Here is a 17,446-nt window from a genome sequence, read left to right on the forward strand (position 1 = left end):
CCCTGAGTGGCGTGGATACTGTTATTGGAATGTCGAATATCGATCCAGGCCACAACCTTACCTATCTTTGGCGATTATTTCCGTAAGCCCGCAATGCACGGCGAAACAAACAGCTCTCCTTTATAGGCCCCCTGGACTGTACGCCTGGCCACGATCAGCCACATCAACGCCAGGGCCGCTACCAACACCGCACCAAATACGCTGAAGAATCCCAGGTGCAAAGTGCTACCCAGCTTCAAGGTGGCCAGCGAATACACACCCAGCGGGAAGGTAAAGCCCCACCAACCGAGGTTGAAGGGAATGCCCTCGCGCAAGTAACGCCGGGTGATCAGCACCGCCATCAACATCCACCACAGGCCGAAGCCCCATAGAGTCAGGCCCGCCACCAGCCCCAGGCCGGCGGCAATCTCGCCGACGCCGGACAGGCCATTGGCGGCAAAGATCGCCGGGGCATCGCCCCCCAGCACCAGCATGCCCAGGGCGCCGGTACCGATCGGCCCCAGGGCCAGCCAGCTCGAGGCCGCCATGCTTTCGTGGGGCAATTTGTGCAAGGCCATGCGCAGCAGCAGGATAGTCAGGATGCTGAAAGCCACCGGCAGCGAAAAAGCCCACAACACATAGCTGGTACTGAGCATCACCAGTTGGGCGTGAGCATCCGCCAGATGCGGCGCCAGCAAGCCGCCGCTGGCCGCCGCCACTTCAGCCGCCACCACCGGCAGCAACCAGACGGCGGTCATCTGATCGATGCTGTGCTCCTGCCGGGTGAACATCATGTAGGGGATCAACACCCCGCAAGCCAGGGACATGGCAACGTCCAGCCACCACAACACTTGCGCCAGATGCACCACCGCCTCACCCCAGCGGGGAATGCCGAACAGCAGCAAGCCGTTGATGATGGTTGCCAGCCCCATGGGAATGGTGCCGAAGAACATCGAGACAGTTGAATGACCGAAAATTCGCCGCGCCTCATCGAAGAACAGCACCCAACGGGCGGCATACATCACCGTGAAGAGCACGAACAGGGCAATGGTCAGCCACCAGAATCCTTCGGCTACCTGATGCAGGCCTGGAACCTGGGCCGGCCACTGGGCCAGCGCCAGGGCCAGAACCCCAGTGCCCATGGTGGCGGCAAACCAGTTGGGGGTGAATTGGCGAATGGCTTCACGGGGGTGTTGCAGATGACTCAAGGGCCGGCGGCCGGCTTTGACGCTGTGGGTGCATGGCATGACGTGTCTCCTGTCCTCAGATGAGGTGGAGCCCATGGTAGAACCTAATCGAATATCTATATAACGGGTAATTTCTCTATCTGTTATCTACTGGATAGATATTAAGTCCGAGGCGCTGCCTTCAAACTCGATCATCAGTACCCAGGATGTTCTTTCAGTGGATGAGCCACACGCTCAATTCCCAGGTGCTGTGCAACATGGCGGCACCGGGCGACGCAGCAGTACCAGAAGAGCGCCGAGGGATAGCAGGATCAGTACGGCCCCATAGCCATCGGTAGTCGCAATCAGGCCGAAGCTGCGGGTCAGGTTGCCCGCCAGCAATGCCGGCAGGCAGAACGCCAGATAACTCAGGACATAAAACGCCGACATCAGGCCCGCGCGCTCATGGGGCAAGGCCAGGGGCATTACGCTGCGCAGCGCGCCAAGAAATCCGCCACCGAAACCGCTGCCCAGCACCAGGGTGCCAAGGAAGAACAGGATCAGGCTGGCACTGTGCACTGCGCCGAGGATCAGCATCACCCCCACCGCCAACAACCCGGCCCCCAGGCGCAGGACCTTGTCCGCCGGTCGCTGGCGCAGAGAAAAGATCATCACTGCACCACTGAGGGTCAGCACCGCCACCAGAGCGCCGCCGGTCAAGTTCGAGGTTGACCCGGTAGCGGCGCGCACCAGTGACGGGGCCAAGGACAGATAAAAGCCGCCCACAGCCCATACCGCCACATCCACCGGTAACGCCAGCCATAACGCTCGCCGCGCTTGCAGCGGTACATGCAATGTGGGCCGCAACGAGGCCCAGGCGCCAGGTTGCGGACTGACACTTTCCGGCAAGCGCCAGACATACAGGGCCTGGACCACGAACAACCCCAACAGCAACCAGTAACTGAGCTGTAGCGGCAACGGCGCGAACTCCACCAGCAAGCTGGCGCCCATGGCGCCGCACGCCATGCCCAGAAGGGGCGCAACACTATTGACCAATGGGCCTTGCTGGCGATCGGTATCCAGCAACGCGGCGCCGAGTACGCTGGTAGCCATGCCAGTGGCAAAGCCCTGCATCACCCGTGCAGCAATCAGCCACTGCACCCCGCTTTCATTGATAAACAGCAGCATCGCCAGGACATTGAGGAGCAAGGCGGCAAAGATCACCGGCCGCCGCCCCAGGTAGTCCGACAGAGACCCCACCGTCAGCAGGGCGGCCAGCAGACTCAGGGCATAGACCCCGAATACCAAGGTCAGCATCGCCGGAGAAAAATGCAGGGTTTCCTGGTAAAGGTGATAAAGCGGTGTCGGCACGCTGGAGGCCGCCAGAAAACTGAGCAAGGTAATGGCCAGAAACACCAAACTGCGACGGTTGGACACACAGGTGTCGATAGCACCGGACATAAGCACGCTCCACTAAAGCTAATATTTTGCTTTTGCGCAGTGTGCTACCGCCCCGGGCTTAAAGCAAATTCTTTGTGTTAAGGTTCGTTCCCATGGCTATTAAAGAAGCTTTACGCCCAGGCGGCCGTAGCGCCCGGGTTCAGGAATCCATCCATACGGCAGTCCGCCAGCTCCTTGAGGAGCAGGACCGCTCGTCCTTGACCGTGCCGCAGATCGCCACTCGCGCCGGCGTCACCCCCTCGACCATCTACCGACGCTGGGGCGACCTGTCAGCCCTGCTGGCCGATGTTGCACTGGCACGCATGCGTCCGGACAGCGAACCGGCCAACACCGGCAGCCTGCGGGGCGACCTGCGAGCCTGGGCCGAGCAGTACCTGGATGAAATGAGTTCGGAGCCAGGACGCAACATGATGCGCGACGTGCAATGCAGCGCGACTCCAGGCTATTGCGTGACTATCCTCAGCGCTCAATTGCAGACCCTCCTCGAACGCTATCAGGACAGTGAAGAACGCCTGCCGGACGTCGATCGCCTGCTGAACCTGATCGTGGCGCCGACCGTGTTTCGCATCCTGTTCTCCGCCACGCCGCTACCGGTGTCGGAACTCCATGAAATGATCGAGCTCGCCCTGCAACCCTAGCCCGCCCGAACGACCGTCAGGCCCTGCGACATCAGGCCGCGCTGATACCTTGGTCGACACTGACGTCAACTCAACATCGTGCCAGACTGTCTGGCCGGGCTGACGTGCCCGGCGTCTTTGCTTCGGAGTTTCCATGTCGTTGTCCAGCGGGCTGATTGCCGCCGTTGCCCTGGCCTATATGGCCATCATGTTTGCCATCGCCTTCTATGGCGACCGTCGCAGCGCGCCCCTTCCGCCGCGGGTGCGGGCCTGGGTGTACAGCCTGTCGCTGGCCGTCTATTGCACCAGCTGGACCTTCTTTGGCGCCGTGGGCCAGGCGGCCGAACAACTCTGGGCTTTCCTGCCGATCTATCTGGGCCCCATCCTGCTGCTGGTGTTCGCCCCCTGGGTGCTGCAGAAGATGGTGATGATCAGCAAGCAGGAGAACATCACCTCCATTGCCGACTTCATTGCCGCCCGCTACGGCAAGTCCCAATCCCTGGCGGTGGTCGTAGCCCTGATCTGCCTGGTGGGAGTGCTGCCCTACATCGCCCTGCAACTCAAGGGCATCGTGCTCGGTGTGAACCTGCTGATCGGCGCCGGAGCCGACGCCATGGGTACCCGCGCCCAGGACACGGCACTGATCGTGTCGCTGATCCTGGCGCTATTCACCATTGTCTTCGGCACCCGCAACCTCGACGCCACCGAGCACCACCGGGGCATGGTGCTGGCGATTGCCTTCGAATCCCTGGTCAAGCTGTTTGCCTTCCTGGCCGTCGGCGCCTTCGTCACGTTCGGCCTCTATGACGGTTTCGACGATCTGTTCAACCAGGCCATGCTCGCGCCCCGTCTGGAGCAGTACTGGAAGGAAACCATCAACTGGCCGTCGATGGTGGTGCAGACCGGGGTGGCGATGATGGCGATCATCTGCCTGCCGCGGCAATTCCACGTCACCGTGGTCGAGAACATCGAGCCCCAGGACCTGCGCCTGGCCAAATGGGTGTTCCCCGCCTACCTGGCCCTGGCTGCGCTATTCGTGGTGCCCATCGCACTGGCCGGGCAGATGCTCCTGCCCAGCAGCGTGCTGCCGGACTCCTTCGTCATCAGCCTGCCCCTGGCCCAGGCCCATCCCGCCCTGGCCCTGCTGGCATTCATCGGCGGCGCTTCGGCCGCCACCGGCATGGTGATCGTGGCCAGCGTGGCCCTGTCGACCATGGTCTCCAACGACATGTTGCTGCCCTGGTTGCTGCGACATAAAAACGCCGAACGCCCCTTCGAAGTGTTCCGTCACTGGATGCTTTCGGTGCGCCGCGTCAGCATCGTGGTCATCCTGTTGCTGGCCTATGTCAGCTATCGCCTGCTGGGCTCCACCGCCAGCCTGGCCACCATCGGCCAGATTGCATTCGCCGCCGTGACTCAACTGGCGCCGGCCATGCTTGGCGCGCTGTACTGGAAACAGGCCAACCGTCGAGGGGTGTTTGCCGGACTCGCCGCCGGCACCTTTATCTGGTTTTACACCCTGGTCCTGCCCATCGCTGCCCACAGCCTGGGCTGGTCCCTGAGCAGCTTCCCCGGCCTGGCCTGGCTGCACGGCAATCCGCTGGACCTGCCCATCACACCACTGACCCAGGGCGTGGTGCTGTCACTGGCCGGCAACTTCACCCTGTTCGCCTGGGTCTCGGTGCTGTCGCGCACCCGGGTTTCCGAACACTGGCAGGCCGGACGCTTCATCGGCCAGGAAATCAGCGGTCGCCTCAGCTCACGTTCGATGCTGGCAGTGCAGATCGACGACCTGCTGAAACTGGCCGCGCGCTTTGTCGGTGAAGAGCGTGCCCGCCAGAGTTTCATCCGCTTCGCCTATCGTCAGGGCAAAGGCTTCAACCCGAATCAGAACGCCGACGGCGAATGGATCGCCCATACCGAACGCCTGCTCGCCGGTGTCCTTGGCGCCTCCTCGACCCGCGCCGTGGTCAAGGCCGCTATCGAAGGCCGGGAGATGCAACTCGAAGACGTGGTGCGCATCGCTGACGAAGCCTCTGAAGTGCTGCAGTTCAACCGCGCACTGCTGCAAGGCGCAATCGAAAACATCACCCAGGGCATCAGTGTGGTGGACCAGTCGTTGAAACTGGTGGCCTGGAACCGTCGTTATCTGGAGCTGTTCAATTACCCCGAAGGCCTGATCAGCGTTGGCCGGCCGATTGCCGACATCATTCGCCACAACGCCGAGCGCGGCCTGTGCGGCCCCGGCGAAGCGGAGGTCCACGTCGCCCGACGCCTGCACTGGATGCGCCAGGGACGAGCCCATACTTCCGAGCGGCTGTTCCCCAACGGCCGGGTCATCGAACTGATCGGCAACCCGATGCCCGGTGGCGGCTTCGTCATGAGCTTCACCGACATCACCCCGTTCCGCGAAGCCGAGCAGGCCCTGACCGAGGCCAACGAGGGCCTGGAACAACGGGTGGCGGAACGCACCCATGAACTGTCGCAACTCAATGCTGCGCTGACCGAAGCCAAGGGCACGGCGGAAGCGGCCAACCAATCCAAGACGCGCTTTCTAGCGGCCGTCAGTCACGACCTGATGCAACCCCTGAACGCTGCACGGCTGTTCTCCGCCGCCCTTTCACACCAGAATGACGGACTCTCTGTCGAAGCCCAGCAGCTGGTGCAGCACTTGGACAGCTCACTGCGCTCTGCCGAAGACCTGATCAGCGACCTGCTGGATATCTCGCGCCTGGAAAACGGCAAGATCACCCCCGATCGCAAACCCTTTGCCCTCAACGAGCTATTCGACACCCTGGGGGCGGAATTCAAGGCCCTGGCCCATGAGCAGGGCCTGCAATTCCGGGTGCGCGGCAGCCGTCTGCGGGTCGACAGTGACAGCAAGTTACTGCGGCGGGTACTGCAGAATTTCCTGACTAACGCCTTCCGCTATGCCAAGGGCCCGGTCTTGCTGGGAGTGCGTCGTCGGGGCGACTCATTGAGCCTTGAAGTCTGGGATCGGGGACCGGGCATCCCCCGGGACAAGCAGCAGGTGATCTTCGAAGAGTTCAAGCGCCTGGACAGCCACCAGACCCGCGCCGAAAAAGGCCTGGGACTGGGCCTGGCCATCGCCGACGGCCTGTGCCGGGTCCTCGGCCATCCGTTGCAGGTACGCTCCTGGCCCGGCAAGGGCAGCGTTTTCAGTGTCAACGTCCCCTTGGCCCGCAGTAGCGTGGTCGCGCCGGGCAAAGCGGTGGAACTCAACGGGCAGTCCCTCAACGGCGGGCAGGTGCTCTGTGTGGACAATGAAGACAGCATCCTGATCGGCATGAACAGCCTGCTGACACGCTGGGGTTGCCAAGTCTGGACTGCCCGGAACCGCGAAGAGTGCGCGGCGCTGCTCAAGGAAGGCATCCGCCCGCAATTGGCGCTGGTGGACTACCACCTGGACGATGGCGAAACCGGCACCGACGTCATGGCCTGGCTACGCACTCAGTTGGGGGAGCCGGTGCCTGGCGTGGTGATCAGTGCTGATGGGCGTCCGGAGATGATCGCCCAGGTGCACGCGGCAGGGTTGGACTATCTGGCCAAGCCCGTAAAACCGGCAGCCTTGCGCGCCCTATTGAGTCGTCATCTGCCTCTGGGCTGAGCCAGTGCCGGGCTACTCCGGCAACTCCAACTCTCGCCCGTCGGCATCGGTCATGGCCCGCTCCAGCAAATCTGCCGGCAAACTCTTGCTGGCCCGGGCCCCCAGCAACTTGAGCTGCTCACTGCGGCTGACCAGATTGCCCCGACCTTCGGTGAGCTTGTTGCGCGCGGCGGCATATGCCTTGTCCAGTTGCTGCAAGCGGTTGCCGACTTCATCCAGATCCTGGATAAACAGCACGAACTTGTCATAGAGCCAGCCCGCCCGTTCGGCGATTTCCCGGGCATTCTGACTCTGGCGCTCCTGCTTCCACAGGCTGTCGATTACCCGCAAAGTAGCGAGCAAGGTGGTTGGGCTGACAATGACGATATGCCGGTCGAACGCTTCCTGAAACAGGTTGGGCTCGGCTTGCAGGGCTGCCGAGAATGCGGCTTCGATGGGCACGAACAGCAGTACGAAGTCGAGGCTGTGCAAACCTTCCAGACGTTTGTAATCCTTGCCGGCCAAGCCTTTGACGTGATTGCGCAGGGACAGCACATGTTGCTTCAGCGCCGCCTGGGCAATCTGTGGATCGTCGCTTCCGACATACTGCTGGTAGGCCGTGAGGCTGACCTTGGAGTCCACCACCACCTGCTTGTCACCCGGCAGCATGATCAGAACATCGGGCTGGAAGCGCTCACCGTCCGGCCCTTTGAGGCTGACCTGGGTCTGGTATTCGCGTCCCTTCTCCAGGCCTGCGTGCTCCAGTACCCGCTCAAGAATCAGCTCCCCCCAATTGCCCTGGGTCTTCTGCCCCTTGAGGGCGCGGGTCAGGTTAGTGGCTTCATCACTCAAGCGCAGATTCAGTTGCTGCAAACGCTCCAGCTCCTTGGCCAGGGAAAAACGCTCGCGGGCCTCGGCCTGATAACTCTCTTCGACCCTTTTTTCGAACGACTGGATGCGTTCCTTGAGCGGGTCCAGCAACTGCCCAAGTCGCTGCTGGCTGGTCTCGGCGAAACGCTGTTCGCGCTCATCGAAGATCTTGCCCGCCAGCTCGGCGAACTGGGCCCGAAGCTCGTCCCTGGACCCTTGCAGATCGGTAAGGCGCTGCTGGTGGCTTTCCTGCTGCTCTCGTAGCTCAGCCTGTAACGAGGCAGCCTGGGCATCCAGACGTCGCAACTCGTTCTCTTTGGCAGCACGCTCCAGGTTCCAGGCGTGAGCAGCGTCACGGGCGTTGTCCCGTTCAATCTGCAGCAACTCGACCTCTCGACGCACAGCCGCCAGGTCCGCCTGCTTCAAAGCATTGGCCTGACTCAGGTCACTGACTTCATCACGACTGGCATCCAGTTGTGCCATGAGTCCTTCCTGGGCCAATAGGGCCGTAGCCAGACGCTCTTCCAGCAGTGATAGCTCGGACTGGCTGGAACTGGCGCGACGCTGCAGTTGCCAGGCCAGCACCAGTAACGGCAGCGCCGCTCCCGCCAGGCCGAGCAGCAGGCTGGTCAAGTCCATAGCCATAGCAATTCCTGTCAGCGAAATAAGGAACGAAGGTTAACCAAGCCACCGGGCGTTGGACAGCCTCAGTCTTCGATACGGCCCAGCTCCAGTTGAGCACGACGGTCACCGGCGCGGGCTGCCTGGCGCAACAGGTCGTGACCGATACGGCGGTCCCGGGCGTTGCCACACTCGCGGCACATCAACTGACCCAGGCGACTTTGCGCCGCGACCACGCCTTCCCGGGCCGGCTGCTTGAGTAAACGTCCGGCAAAGTGCTTGACGTTAGGGTTGTGTCCCAGGCGCGGGCTGTCCAGCAACCACAAAGCCACACGCAAGGAGAAACGCTTGGGTTCGGTAACACTGTCAGGGAGGGCGGTAACAGAAGGTGATACTGAGCGAAACTTCATAAAGCACTGTGGGGCAGATCGGAAGGCGCGCCACTCTACTCCTTTTTTCGCTCGGGTAAAGTCAAAAAAGAGCCAGCACGCCCGTCCTAGAGCAAGCGCTTGGGACAATCCACAGAAGCTGTGGATAAGTCAGTGGACAACCCCTCTACAACCCTCTCAAAGCCCCATGAGACGGGCTCTGCAGTCAAACTGACGATTTTTTCACCAGTAAAAAAAGACGATGTTTATCATTGACTTAAATTCTCGAGACAGGCTATGGAGCAAGCCTTGGGGAAGGTGACAACCCGGTGACATGTGGCACAACAAGTGTGCACAACTGGGCGGAAATTGACGTCGGCAATGCACCACTTTCGTACACCCCGCCGTGTCGGAGGTGACACAATCGTCACCCCGTGACGTCGTTGCCCAGGGAACATTTTTCCTAGCACACTTGCATTCCTACCTTCAACCCGATAGACTCCGCCCCGTTAGTACCAAGCTGAAAGTCAATTCTGGTCGAACAAGTCCCGCCGACACCTCTCCTAACGAGAACAACGTCGAACATCAAGGACCGACCACCTCGCTGGTTTCCAGGTAATTCTCAAACTGACACAGCCCTTGAAACGAAATCAAAGGCCGTGCCCAAGTTACTTACTCTGACCGAACCAACCTGCAAATTGATCAGGATCTCCACCCTGGGCCCAGAACCTTTGCCCTTGCTGTGTTGCCTGCCCTCCTAAGTACCTACCTGCCAGCCCCTAGCGCAACCTTATTAAAGCGCTGCAACTGGCTGCTTTGTTCCAGTCGGGTTCTTCGTCTGACCAATAGTGGTCGACGTTACTGGAACGTTTTAACGTTGCACGGTTCTTAACCGTGTCATTTGTAGGAACACCTAATAATTATGTCTACTCAAATCCAGACTCAGGATGCCATTCGCACCCTAACCCACGCTTTTGCGCCGTTGAACTGCCTGATCATGGCCACTCGCAAAGGCTGCTTCAGCTTCACCCTGGTCAATGAACACGGCATCGCCCGTCACAGCGAACGCCTGTATCCCGATCAATACTCCAGCGCCGAACCGCTGCAGGCAGTGATCGAGCGTACACGCCAGGCCTTGGTGGCCTGATACGCCAGAGTGCTGAAAACCCAAGAGCCTCGCCTGATCGCGGGGCTTTTTATTGCCTGTGATTTACCAATCCACTCCTCCAACCAAAGTACCAATAGGTATAAGGCTTATAACAAGAGCTCGGAAATGTTTTAAAAACAGGCCTTTACAACATAGATATGACACTACACTTCAAGTCAGGCGGCCCGCGCCGCTTCCGGCAAACCTGATCCTTTCATTGCTGCCAAGCACCTTCGGGTTTCGCCGGCCACCTCCCCCCCCACGAGGGCATTATGGGTATCGCCGCCAGCGAGTTGTGCCGCTATGTCATTCGCCCGACGCTGATGTACCTGGGCAGTCATAGCAAAACCGCTGAAGCCTTGTTGCTGGGCATTGCCGCCAGTCAGTCGGCGCTGGGCTCGGCACTGCACGATCGCCGCGGCCACGGCCTGTACCGCATCACTGAAGTGCGCCACCAGGACCTCTGGGATCACTACCTGGCGCTGGACCCGGAACGGGCCAGCCTGGTGAGAGGACTGGCCAGCCAACATGCGTTCCTCGCCGGACCGCACCTGGAACTGACCGTCAATCTGCGTTATGCCACCGCCATCGCCTGGTTGCTGGTGGAACAACAGCACACTCCACTCCCCGCAGCCGACGATCTGCTCGGCATGGCCCGTATCTGGAGGAAGACCTTTCAACCACAAGGACGTTTGAGAGATTTCGCCTGCGCCTGGCAAACCTGCGTTTCACCGTTGAGCCTGCTCGCCTGCTGACACCGACCTTCACAAAATCGGAGAAAAACCCCGATTCTGGTCGGATTGTCCTACAAAACCGCTCTAAATCAACTGTTACAGCCTATAGCGCCGTAGCCGAAATGTTGGTAGTTTTCGCCTCGGTGATCACCAGGAGTTCTAATAATGAAAAAATTCATGCTCAAATCCACCATCAGTCTCGCGGTTGCACTTGCCTCTACCCAACTCTTCGCCAGCGGTTTTGCTCTTAACGAACAAAGCATCAGCGGCATGGGTACTGGCTTTGCTGGCCGCTCTTCCGCTGCCGATGATGCAAGTACTGTATTTGGTAACCCTGCCGGTATGTCGCGCCTGAAACGCCAGCAAGTCACTGGCGGTATGGCGGCTATCGATGCGTCCACCGACCTCAGGAACACCAGTGGCAGCCGCCAGGGCACCAACAAGGGCGATATGGTGCCCTTAACTGCCGTGCCTATGGGCTTCTACGTCAAACCAATCGATGACCAATGGGCGTTCGGCCTGGGGGTCTATGCTCCATTTGGTTTGGTCACCGACTATGAAAGCAGCTTCCAGGGACGTAACTTCGGCAGCAAAAGCGAAGTCAAGGTCGTAACGTTCCAGCCAACCGTAAGCTACGCCTTCAACGATAAGGTTTCGATCGGTTTTGGCCCGACCATCAACCGTATTTCCGGTGTATTGGAATCAGCCTTGACTACCCCTTTTTCGCCCAATGACGGCAAAGTCAAAATCAAGGGTGACGACGTTGGTTATGGCTACAACATCGGCGTGCTGGTCCAGGCTACCGACACCACCCGCGTGGGCCTGACCTACCACTCGAAAGTGAAATACAAACTGGAAGGCCACACTGATGTCACCGCCGGTGCCGGCACCAACCCAGGCATCCTGAAAAGCAACCGCTACGACGCCTCCCTGAAAATCGACACTCCAGAGTCCTACGACCTCTCGGTCACCCAGGAACTGAACGATGCCTGGAAACTCTATGCCGGTGCCACCTGGACCCGCTGGAGCCGCCTGAAAGACATCACCGTCAACAACGAGGGTGTCACCGCTGCAACAGGTGGCGCACTGGCCCCGACGCTGAAACTGGGCAGCATCCAGGAAGAGCAGAACTGGCATGACACCTGGGCTTACGCCATCGGTACGTCCTACCAGTTGAACAAACAGTGGGTCTTGCGTACTGGCCTGACCTTTGACCAGGCGCCAACCAACAACACTGACCGTTCACCACGCATTCCTACCGGCGACCGGACCATCTTCAGCCTGGGTGCCGGCTGGAGCCCAACCGAAGACCTGACCATCGACGTTGCCTACTCCTACCTCAAGGAAGAGAAAGTCAACGTCAACCGCAGCAATGCCCTTGGCCAGACTTACAACGCCCAGTACGACAACAGCGCGAACGGTTTCGGCGTAGGTGCAACCTACCGCTTCTAAATCGTTAAGAGGCCTGTGCCTCTAGAGCCGAAAGAAAAAGCCCCGCCTCTCAAGAGGCAGGGCTTTTTCATGTGCTGATCCGCAAAACTCAGGATTTGGACGCCAACGCCTTCTCCACCGCCTCAATGAATTCCGGGTTATCTGGCTTGGTCAGGCTGGAAAAGCTGGCAATCACATTGCCCTGGCGATCCACCACGTACTTGTAGAAATTCCACTTCGGCGCATTGCTCTGCTGCGCCAGGACCTTGAACAGATGCACCGCATCTGCCCCTCGAACCTTTTGCGGCTCGGTCATGGTGAACGTCACGCCGTAGTTGACGTAACAAACCTTGGCAGTCTCAGCGCCATCCTTGGACTCCTGCTTGAAGTCATTGGACGGAACACCCACCACTTCCAACCCCTGTTCCTTGTAACGCTGATACAGCGCCTCAAGGCCTTTGAATTGCGGAGCAAACCCACAGAAGCTCGCGGTATTGACCACCACCAGTGGCTTGCCGGCAAAGCGCTGGCACAGATCGATGGATTCCTTGGCGTGCAACTTGGGTACAGACCCCTGCAGTAACGCCGGACAATCCGCCGCCCAGACCGAACCTGCAAACAATGTGAGTAATGCCGGAACCACAAACCAGCGCTTAGCCATGTTCAGCGTCCTTCAATAGTCATCGGATATCGACGTTACTCGCCCCTCTGCCCACCTAGCAAGCACCCATGCCCAACTGCATCAGCGCCAGCCCGCCGCGATGCCATCCCCACCAGGCCAGCCACAACAGCACAATGCCGACGCCCAGGCCGGCACTCCAACCCAGCCATGACTTCACGCTGCACTCGCCTGCAAGCGCGCCACCGGCCGCTCGCGCACCGGCCAATTGAGAGCCGCGGCCAACAGACTGAGAAGAATCGCCACCTGCCAGATCAAGTCATAACTCCCGGTACGGTCATACACCACGCCCCCCAGCCAACCGCCTAGGAACGAGCCCAACTGATGGAACAGAAACACAATGCCGCCAAGCATGGACAGGTTCCTGACCCCGAACAAGGTCGCGACCGTGCCGTTGGTCAAGGGCACGGTGGACAGCCAGAGAAAGCCCATGGCCATGCCGAACAGGTAGGCACTGGTCTGGGTCACCGGCAGCCACAGGAACAGGCCGATCACCACCGCACGCAACAGGTACAGACCGGTCAACAGCCGTGGCTTGGACATCCGCCCACCCAACCAGCCCGCTGTGTAAGTGCCAAAGATGTTGAATAAGCCGATCAGCGCCAGCACCGTGGTTCCGACTGTCGCCGGTAGATGCTGATCCACCAGATAGGCCGGCAGATGCACGCCGATGAACACCACCTGGAAACCACAGACAAAGAAGCCGAACGCCAGCAACCAGAACCCCGAGTGAGAACAGGCTTCACGCAGGGCCTCGCCCAGGCTCTGTTCATGCCCCAGCACCGGCAGCGGCTTGTCCTTGAGCATGCTGACCAGCGGCACGATCAGCGCCACCAGCAGGCCCAGCACCAGCAATGCCGTCGACCAGCCCAGCCAGCCGATCAGCCCCAAGGTTCCCGGGAGCATGGCGAATTGGCCGAAGGAGCCTGCGGCACTGGCGATCCCCATGCCCATGCTGCGCTTTTCCGGCGGCAAGGCACGACCGACCACCCCGAGAATCACCGAGAAGGAAGTTCCGGACAAACCGATGCCAATCAGCAACCCGGCACTCAGGGACAGGCTCAGCGCCGAATCCGAAAGCCCCATGAACACCAGCCCGACCGCGTACAACACGCCACCGACCAGCACCACCTTGGCCGCACCAAAACGGTCGGCCAGGGCCCCGGTAAACGGCTGTGCCAGGCCCCAGATCAGGTTCTGCAAGGCAATGGCAAAGGCGAAGACTTCACGGCCCCAGCCGAACTGCGCGCTCATGGGTGGCAGAAACAGGCCGAAACCATGCCTAACTCCCAGCGACAGCGCCAGGATCAATGCGCTGCCGAGAAGTACCCAGCCGCAGGTGCGCCACATCGATGACATTTTTATTCTCCAGTTACGGGTATATACCCGCTTGTAGTCGAACGAAGCGCCTTCAGGCGAGTTCGTTCAGCAAGGCCAACAAGGTTTCACGCTTTTCCACCCCAAGCCGATCGATCAGCCGCTGCTGGGCTGCTTCCCAGGCCGGCAAGGCTGCCACCAAGCGCTCATGCCCCGCCTCGGTCAGTTGCACCAGGCGGTTGCGCTGGTCGTCACCTTCCATCAACCGGACCAGGCCCGCAGCCTCCAGGACCCGCACATTACGCCCCAGCGTACTGCGGTCCAGGCCCATGGCGTCCGCCAGGCTGGAAATGCTCGGCTGATCGAGACGCAGCAGATTGTTCAGCAAAGAATACTGGGCAACGTTAATCCCGAAGCCGTCGAGGGCGCCGTCGTAATACCTGCTGACGCCACGAGCGGCACGACGCAGGTTGGTGCACAAACATTGAGAGGGAAGCATGATGCGTGTATATACCCGCTATTAATCCAAGGCAAGAAATTTCAGAAAAAGCAGCTACTGCAGACCTTGCTCAAAGAAGCACCATCACCAGCAATACCGCCGTCTCCAGCAACTCCAGCAGAGCCCCCGCCGTATCGCCGGTAGTGCCGCCCAAGCGCCGAATCATCAACTGGCGCAACCAGAAGAACAGCAACACCGCCAGCAGCACCACCCAGAGTCCGCTGTAGCCTCCCAGCAGCAAACAGACCAGGACACTCAAGCCCAGCACCTGTCGCCCTGCCAGTGGTGGCAGATGATCGGCCAGCGCCTGACCCAGGCCACCCGCACGCACATATGGCGTACAGAGGAACAATCCCAGCAATGAGGCACGCCCAATCAGAGGTGCCAGCAACAAGGCAACGCCCTGCTGCTGTTCGATCAGCGCTACCAGTGCAGCGAACTTGAGCAACAGCACCAGCAACAGCGTCACCACAGCGATGGGCCCGCTCCGGGGGTCTTTCATGATGCTCAAGGTGCGCTCTCGATCACCGAAGCCCCCCAGCCAGGCATCGGCACTGTCTGCCAAACCATCCAGGTGCAATCCCCCGCTGAGCAAGACCCAGGCGCTCAGCAGCAACGCCGCGTGTAGCAGCAAGGGGGTGCCCGCTAGCACGGCGTCCAGCAACCACAACAGCACACCGAACAACAGCCCCACCAGCGGATAGAACAGCAATGAGCGCCCCAGCTCTTCAGGCTGAGGCATGCCCGGCAGGCGAATGGGCAGGCTGCTGAGAAACTGCAGAGCAATCCAGAATGGCAGCATCTCAGCCCTCCTCGCTCAATTGCCCCGTAGAGGCGACTTTCAAGCTGAACAACGCACCGTGGCTGACTTCCACATTCAGCAACTGCTCCCGAGGCAGCCCCCGCGCCCGGGCCAGCAACAGGCGCATCACCCCACCATGACTGATCAACAACACCCGCTGCCCGGCACAGTCCCGGTACAAGCCCTCGATCGCCCCCAGCACCCGCTGGGAAAAGTCCGCCACGGGCTCTCCCTGGGGCGGAGTAAAGCTATAGGGATCGGCCCAGAATCGGCCCAGGTCATCGGCATTGGTTTCCATCAGCGCCGCTGCGCTCTGCCCCTCCCAGGCCCCAAAATGCAACTCCTGCACATCAGGCTGCAGCAGCAGGGGCAACTGCAACTGCGCAGCCAGTTGCTCGGCAAAACGCGAGCACCGCTGCAAGGGTGAACTGACGATCAGATCCCAACGACCGCGCCCCTGAACCCCGTCACGCATCTGTTGCCAGCCCCGCTCTGTCAGGGCGTCGTCCAGACTGCCACGCAAACCACCGCCCAGTTCGGTTTCACCGTGGCGCAACAGGTCCAGATACAGGGTCATGCCGGGCGGTCCGCCACGGCCGCCTCGGCGAAGGTCGCCATCTGCCCGTGCAGATCACAGGCCAGGCGCAGCAATGGCACCGCCAGCGCGGCACCGCTGCCCTCCCCCAGACGCAAGCCCAGATCCAGCAACGGGTCGGCTTGCAGAGCGCCCAGCACATGCCGGTGCCCCGGCTCGGCCCCTTGATGCGCAAACAGCAGCCATGGACGGCACGCCGGATTCAGGCGCACCGCCACCAGGGCCGCGACACTGCAGATAAACCCATCAACCAGTACTGCGACTCCTTCCTGAGCGCAGGCCAGATAGGCTCCCACCAACGCAGCCACTTCAAAACCACCGAGATTGAACAGCGTCTGCAAGGCATCGTCGCGGGACCGCGCATGCAGGGCCAAGGCCCGCTCGATGACCTGGGCCTTGTGATTGACCCCTTCGGCATTCAAGCCGGTGCCCGGTCCGGCCAACTGCGCCACCGGAATGTCCAGCAAGGCACAGGCAATGGCACTGGCGGCAGTGGTGTTGCCAATGCCCATCTCACCGCCGATAAACAGTTGGGCACCCTCGGCTCGGGCGCGCAACGCACTGTCGCGGCCTGCTTGCAGGGCCAGCTCACCCTGAGCCGGGGTCATGGCCGGCCCCTGGACAAAGTTCTGCGTACCGGCACCCAGGTTAAGGTGGCGCACACCCGGCAGGCTCAATCCAGGGGCCACTGTGCCCAGGTCCACCACCTCCAGTTGCGCACCCAGTTGCCGTGCCAGCACGCTGATAGCCGCGCCGCCGCTGACAAAGTTCAGCAGCATCTGCCCAGTCACTTCCTGCGGGTAGGCGGATACGCCCTCGGCGACCACCCCGTGATCCCCGGCGAAAATCGAAATCCATAACCGCTCAAGGCCTGGCTTGAGCTGACCTTGCAGACCGGCCAGACGTACCGCCAAGGGCTCCAGTTGGCCAAGGGACCCGGCCGGCTTGGTCAATTGCTGTTGACGCGCCAGGGCTTGCTCAACCATCCGCGCATCGACCGCCTTGCACGGGTTCAGCCACCAGGAGTTACTCATAACGCAGTTCCTTTCAAAGTCAGGGGCAGGCCGGCCACCGCCAGCACCACACGCTGACAACGTTCGGCCAGGGCTTGATGCAGCCAACCGGCTTCATCCACGTAGCGGCGAGTCAATTCGCCCAGGGGCACGACACCCATTCCAGTTTCGTTGCTGACAAAGATGATCTCCCCCGGCAGCGTCGCCACACACTGCAACAAGGCCTCACGCTCGAGCACCAGGCGCTGCTCGTCCTCAAGCATCAGCAGATTGGTCAACCACAGGGTCAGGCAATCCACCAGCAGACAACGCCCGGTGCCAGCGGCCTGCTGCAGCACCCGGGCCAGCTCCAGCGGTTCTTCGATCAACCCCCAATGGGACGGGCGGCGCTGACGATGATGGGCAATACGTTGATTTATCTCGCCATCCAGTGGCTGGCTGGTGGCGATGTAGGTCACCTCAAGGGCGCTGTCGGTGGCCAGTTTTTCCGCCAGGCGACTCTTGCCGGAACGGGCACCGCCGAGAATCAGTTGCAGCATG

Annotated in this window: 17 protein-coding genes; 5 read left to right on the forward strand and 12 right to left on the reverse strand. The window is 60.8% G+C overall.

The window, feature by feature from the left end; all coding sequences use genetic code 11:
• Nucleotides 1-74: 74 nt before the first annotated feature.
• Together PFZ56_RS27410 and PFZ56_RS27415 are read right to left on the reverse strand one after the other, a co-directional pair.
• Nucleotides 75-1,226 carry a TDT family transporter gene (locus PFZ56_RS27410; protein WP_110594681.1) on the reverse strand — a complete coding sequence of 384 codons (1,152 nt, stop codon included), beginning with the start codon at nucleotides 1,224-1,226 and terminating at the stop codon, nucleotides 75-77.
• Between the two features lie 174 nt (nucleotides 1,227-1,400).
• Complete coding sequence (locus PFZ56_RS27415; RefSeq protein ID WP_170001901.1) at nucleotides 1,401-2,606, reverse strand: MFS transporter; 1,206 nt, start codon at nucleotides 2,604-2,606, stop codon at nucleotides 1,401-1,403.
• Nucleotides 2,607-2,698: 92 nt separating this feature from the next.
• Here PFZ56_RS27415 and PFZ56_RS27420 point away from each other — a divergent pair, with 92 nt between their 5' ends.
• Nucleotides 2,699-3,244, forward strand: coding sequence for a TetR/AcrR family transcriptional regulator (locus PFZ56_RS27420; RefSeq protein ID WP_102880535.1), 546 nt, complete (start codon nucleotides 2,699-2,701; stop codon nucleotides 3,242-3,244).
• A gap of 133 nt (nucleotides 3,245-3,377) precedes the next feature.
• The gene (locus PFZ56_RS27425; RefSeq protein ID WP_102860768.1) at nucleotides 3,378-6,851 is read left to right on the forward strand and encodes a PAS domain-containing hybrid sensor histidine kinase/response regulator; all 3,474 of its coding nucleotides are present in this window, start codon (nucleotides 3,378-3,380) and stop codon (nucleotides 6,849-6,851) included.
• A gap of 12 nt (nucleotides 6,852-6,863) precedes the next feature.
• Here PFZ56_RS27425 and rmuC read toward each other — a convergent pair whose 3' ends face one another.
• Nucleotides 6,864-8,231, reverse strand: a complete 1,368-nt coding sequence (gene rmuC, locus PFZ56_RS27430; RefSeq protein ID WP_170001972.1) for a DNA recombination protein RmuC — start codon at nucleotides 8,229-8,231, stop codon at nucleotides 6,864-6,866.
• Between the two features lie 176 nt (nucleotides 8,232-8,407).
• Nucleotides 8,408-8,731 carry a sel1 repeat family protein gene (locus PFZ56_RS27435; RefSeq protein WP_102880537.1) on the reverse strand — a complete coding sequence of 108 codons (324 nt, stop codon included), beginning with the start codon at nucleotides 8,729-8,731 and terminating at the stop codon, nucleotides 8,408-8,410.
• Nucleotides 8,732-9,611: 880 nt separating this feature from the next.
• Here PFZ56_RS27435 and PFZ56_RS27440 point away from each other — a divergent pair.
• The 3 genes from PFZ56_RS27440 (at nucleotide 9,612) to PFZ56_RS27450 (ending at nucleotide 12,022) form a co-directional block, all read left to right on the forward strand.
• Nucleotides 9,612-9,836, forward strand: coding sequence for a hypothetical protein (locus tag PFZ56_RS27440; protein ID WP_025127035.1), 225 nt, complete (start codon nucleotides 9,612-9,614; stop codon nucleotides 9,834-9,836).
• A 272-nt stretch (nucleotides 9,837-10,108) separates the two neighbouring features.
• Nucleotides 10,109-10,591 carry a hypothetical protein gene (locus tag PFZ56_RS27445; RefSeq protein WP_110651482.1) on the forward strand — a complete coding sequence of 161 codons (483 nt, stop codon included), beginning with the start codon at nucleotides 10,109-10,111 and terminating at the stop codon, nucleotides 10,589-10,591.
• Nucleotides 10,592-10,735: 144 nt separating this feature from the next.
• Entirely contained in the window at nucleotides 10,736-12,022 is a 1,287-nt protein-coding gene (locus PFZ56_RS27450) for an OmpP1/FadL family transporter (RefSeq protein WP_102880539.1), read from the forward strand.
• Between the two features lie 88 nt (nucleotides 12,023-12,110).
• Here the strand turns inward: PFZ56_RS27450 and PFZ56_RS27455 are convergent, their stop codons facing one another.
• The 8 genes from PFZ56_RS27455 to cobU all read right to left on the reverse strand — a co-directional run bounded on the left by PFZ56_RS27455 (nucleotide 12,111) and on the right by cobU (nucleotide 17,445).
• Complete coding sequence (locus tag PFZ56_RS27455; RefSeq protein ID WP_102860762.1) at nucleotides 12,111-12,662, reverse strand: glutathione peroxidase; 552 nt, start codon at nucleotides 12,660-12,662, stop codon at nucleotides 12,111-12,113.
• A 55-nt stretch (nucleotides 12,663-12,717) separates the two neighbouring features.
• Nucleotides 12,718-12,840, reverse strand: coding sequence for a hypothetical protein (locus PFZ56_RS27460; RefSeq protein ID WP_258010341.1), 123 nt, complete (start codon nucleotides 12,838-12,840; stop codon nucleotides 12,718-12,720).
• Entirely contained in the window at nucleotides 12,837-14,039 is a 1,203-nt protein-coding gene (locus tag PFZ56_RS27465) for an MFS transporter (protein WP_123394150.1), read from the reverse strand. Before PFZ56_RS27465 ends, PFZ56_RS27460 begins: the two co-directional genes overlap by 4 nt.
• 52 nt (nucleotides 14,040-14,091) lie before the next feature.
• The gene (locus PFZ56_RS27470; protein WP_102880542.1) at nucleotides 14,092-14,496 is read right to left on the reverse strand and encodes a MarR family winged helix-turn-helix transcriptional regulator; all 405 of its coding nucleotides are present in this window, start codon (nucleotides 14,494-14,496) and stop codon (nucleotides 14,092-14,094) included.
• Between the two features lie 70 nt (nucleotides 14,497-14,566).
• Nucleotides 14,567-15,298: an adenosylcobinamide-GDP ribazoletransferase gene (locus PFZ56_RS27475; RefSeq protein WP_170001903.1), complete on the reverse strand. Its 732-nt coding sequence runs from the start codon at nucleotides 15,296-15,298 to the stop codon at nucleotides 14,567-14,569.
• Between the two features lies 1 nt (nucleotide 15,299).
• Nucleotides 15,300-15,875 carry a histidine phosphatase family protein gene (locus PFZ56_RS27480; protein ID WP_102880544.1) on the reverse strand — a complete coding sequence of 192 codons (576 nt, stop codon included), beginning with the start codon at nucleotides 15,873-15,875 and terminating at the stop codon, nucleotides 15,300-15,302.
• Nucleotides 15,872-16,927, reverse strand: a complete 1,056-nt coding sequence (gene cobT / locus PFZ56_RS27485) for a nicotinate-nucleotide--dimethylbenzimidazole phosphoribosyltransferase (RefSeq protein ID WP_170001905.1) — start codon at nucleotides 16,925-16,927, stop codon at nucleotides 15,872-15,874. The genes PFZ56_RS27480 and cobT overlap by 4 nt, the downstream gene beginning before the upstream one ends.
• On the reverse strand, nucleotides 16,924-17,445 hold the full coding sequence (cobU, locus tag PFZ56_RS27490) for a bifunctional adenosylcobinamide kinase/adenosylcobinamide-phosphate guanylyltransferase (RefSeq protein WP_170001907.1): 522 nt from the start codon (nucleotides 17,443-17,445) through the stop codon (nucleotides 16,924-16,926). The genes cobT and cobU overlap by 4 nt, the downstream gene beginning before the upstream one ends.
• Between the last annotated feature and the right edge of the window lies 1 nt (nucleotide 17,446).

The sequence above is a fragment of the Pseudomonas danubii genome, assembly GCF_042980055.1.
Taxonomy (GTDB): Bacteria; Pseudomonadota; Gammaproteobacteria; order Pseudomonadales; family Pseudomonadaceae; genus Aquipseudomonas; species Aquipseudomonas danubii.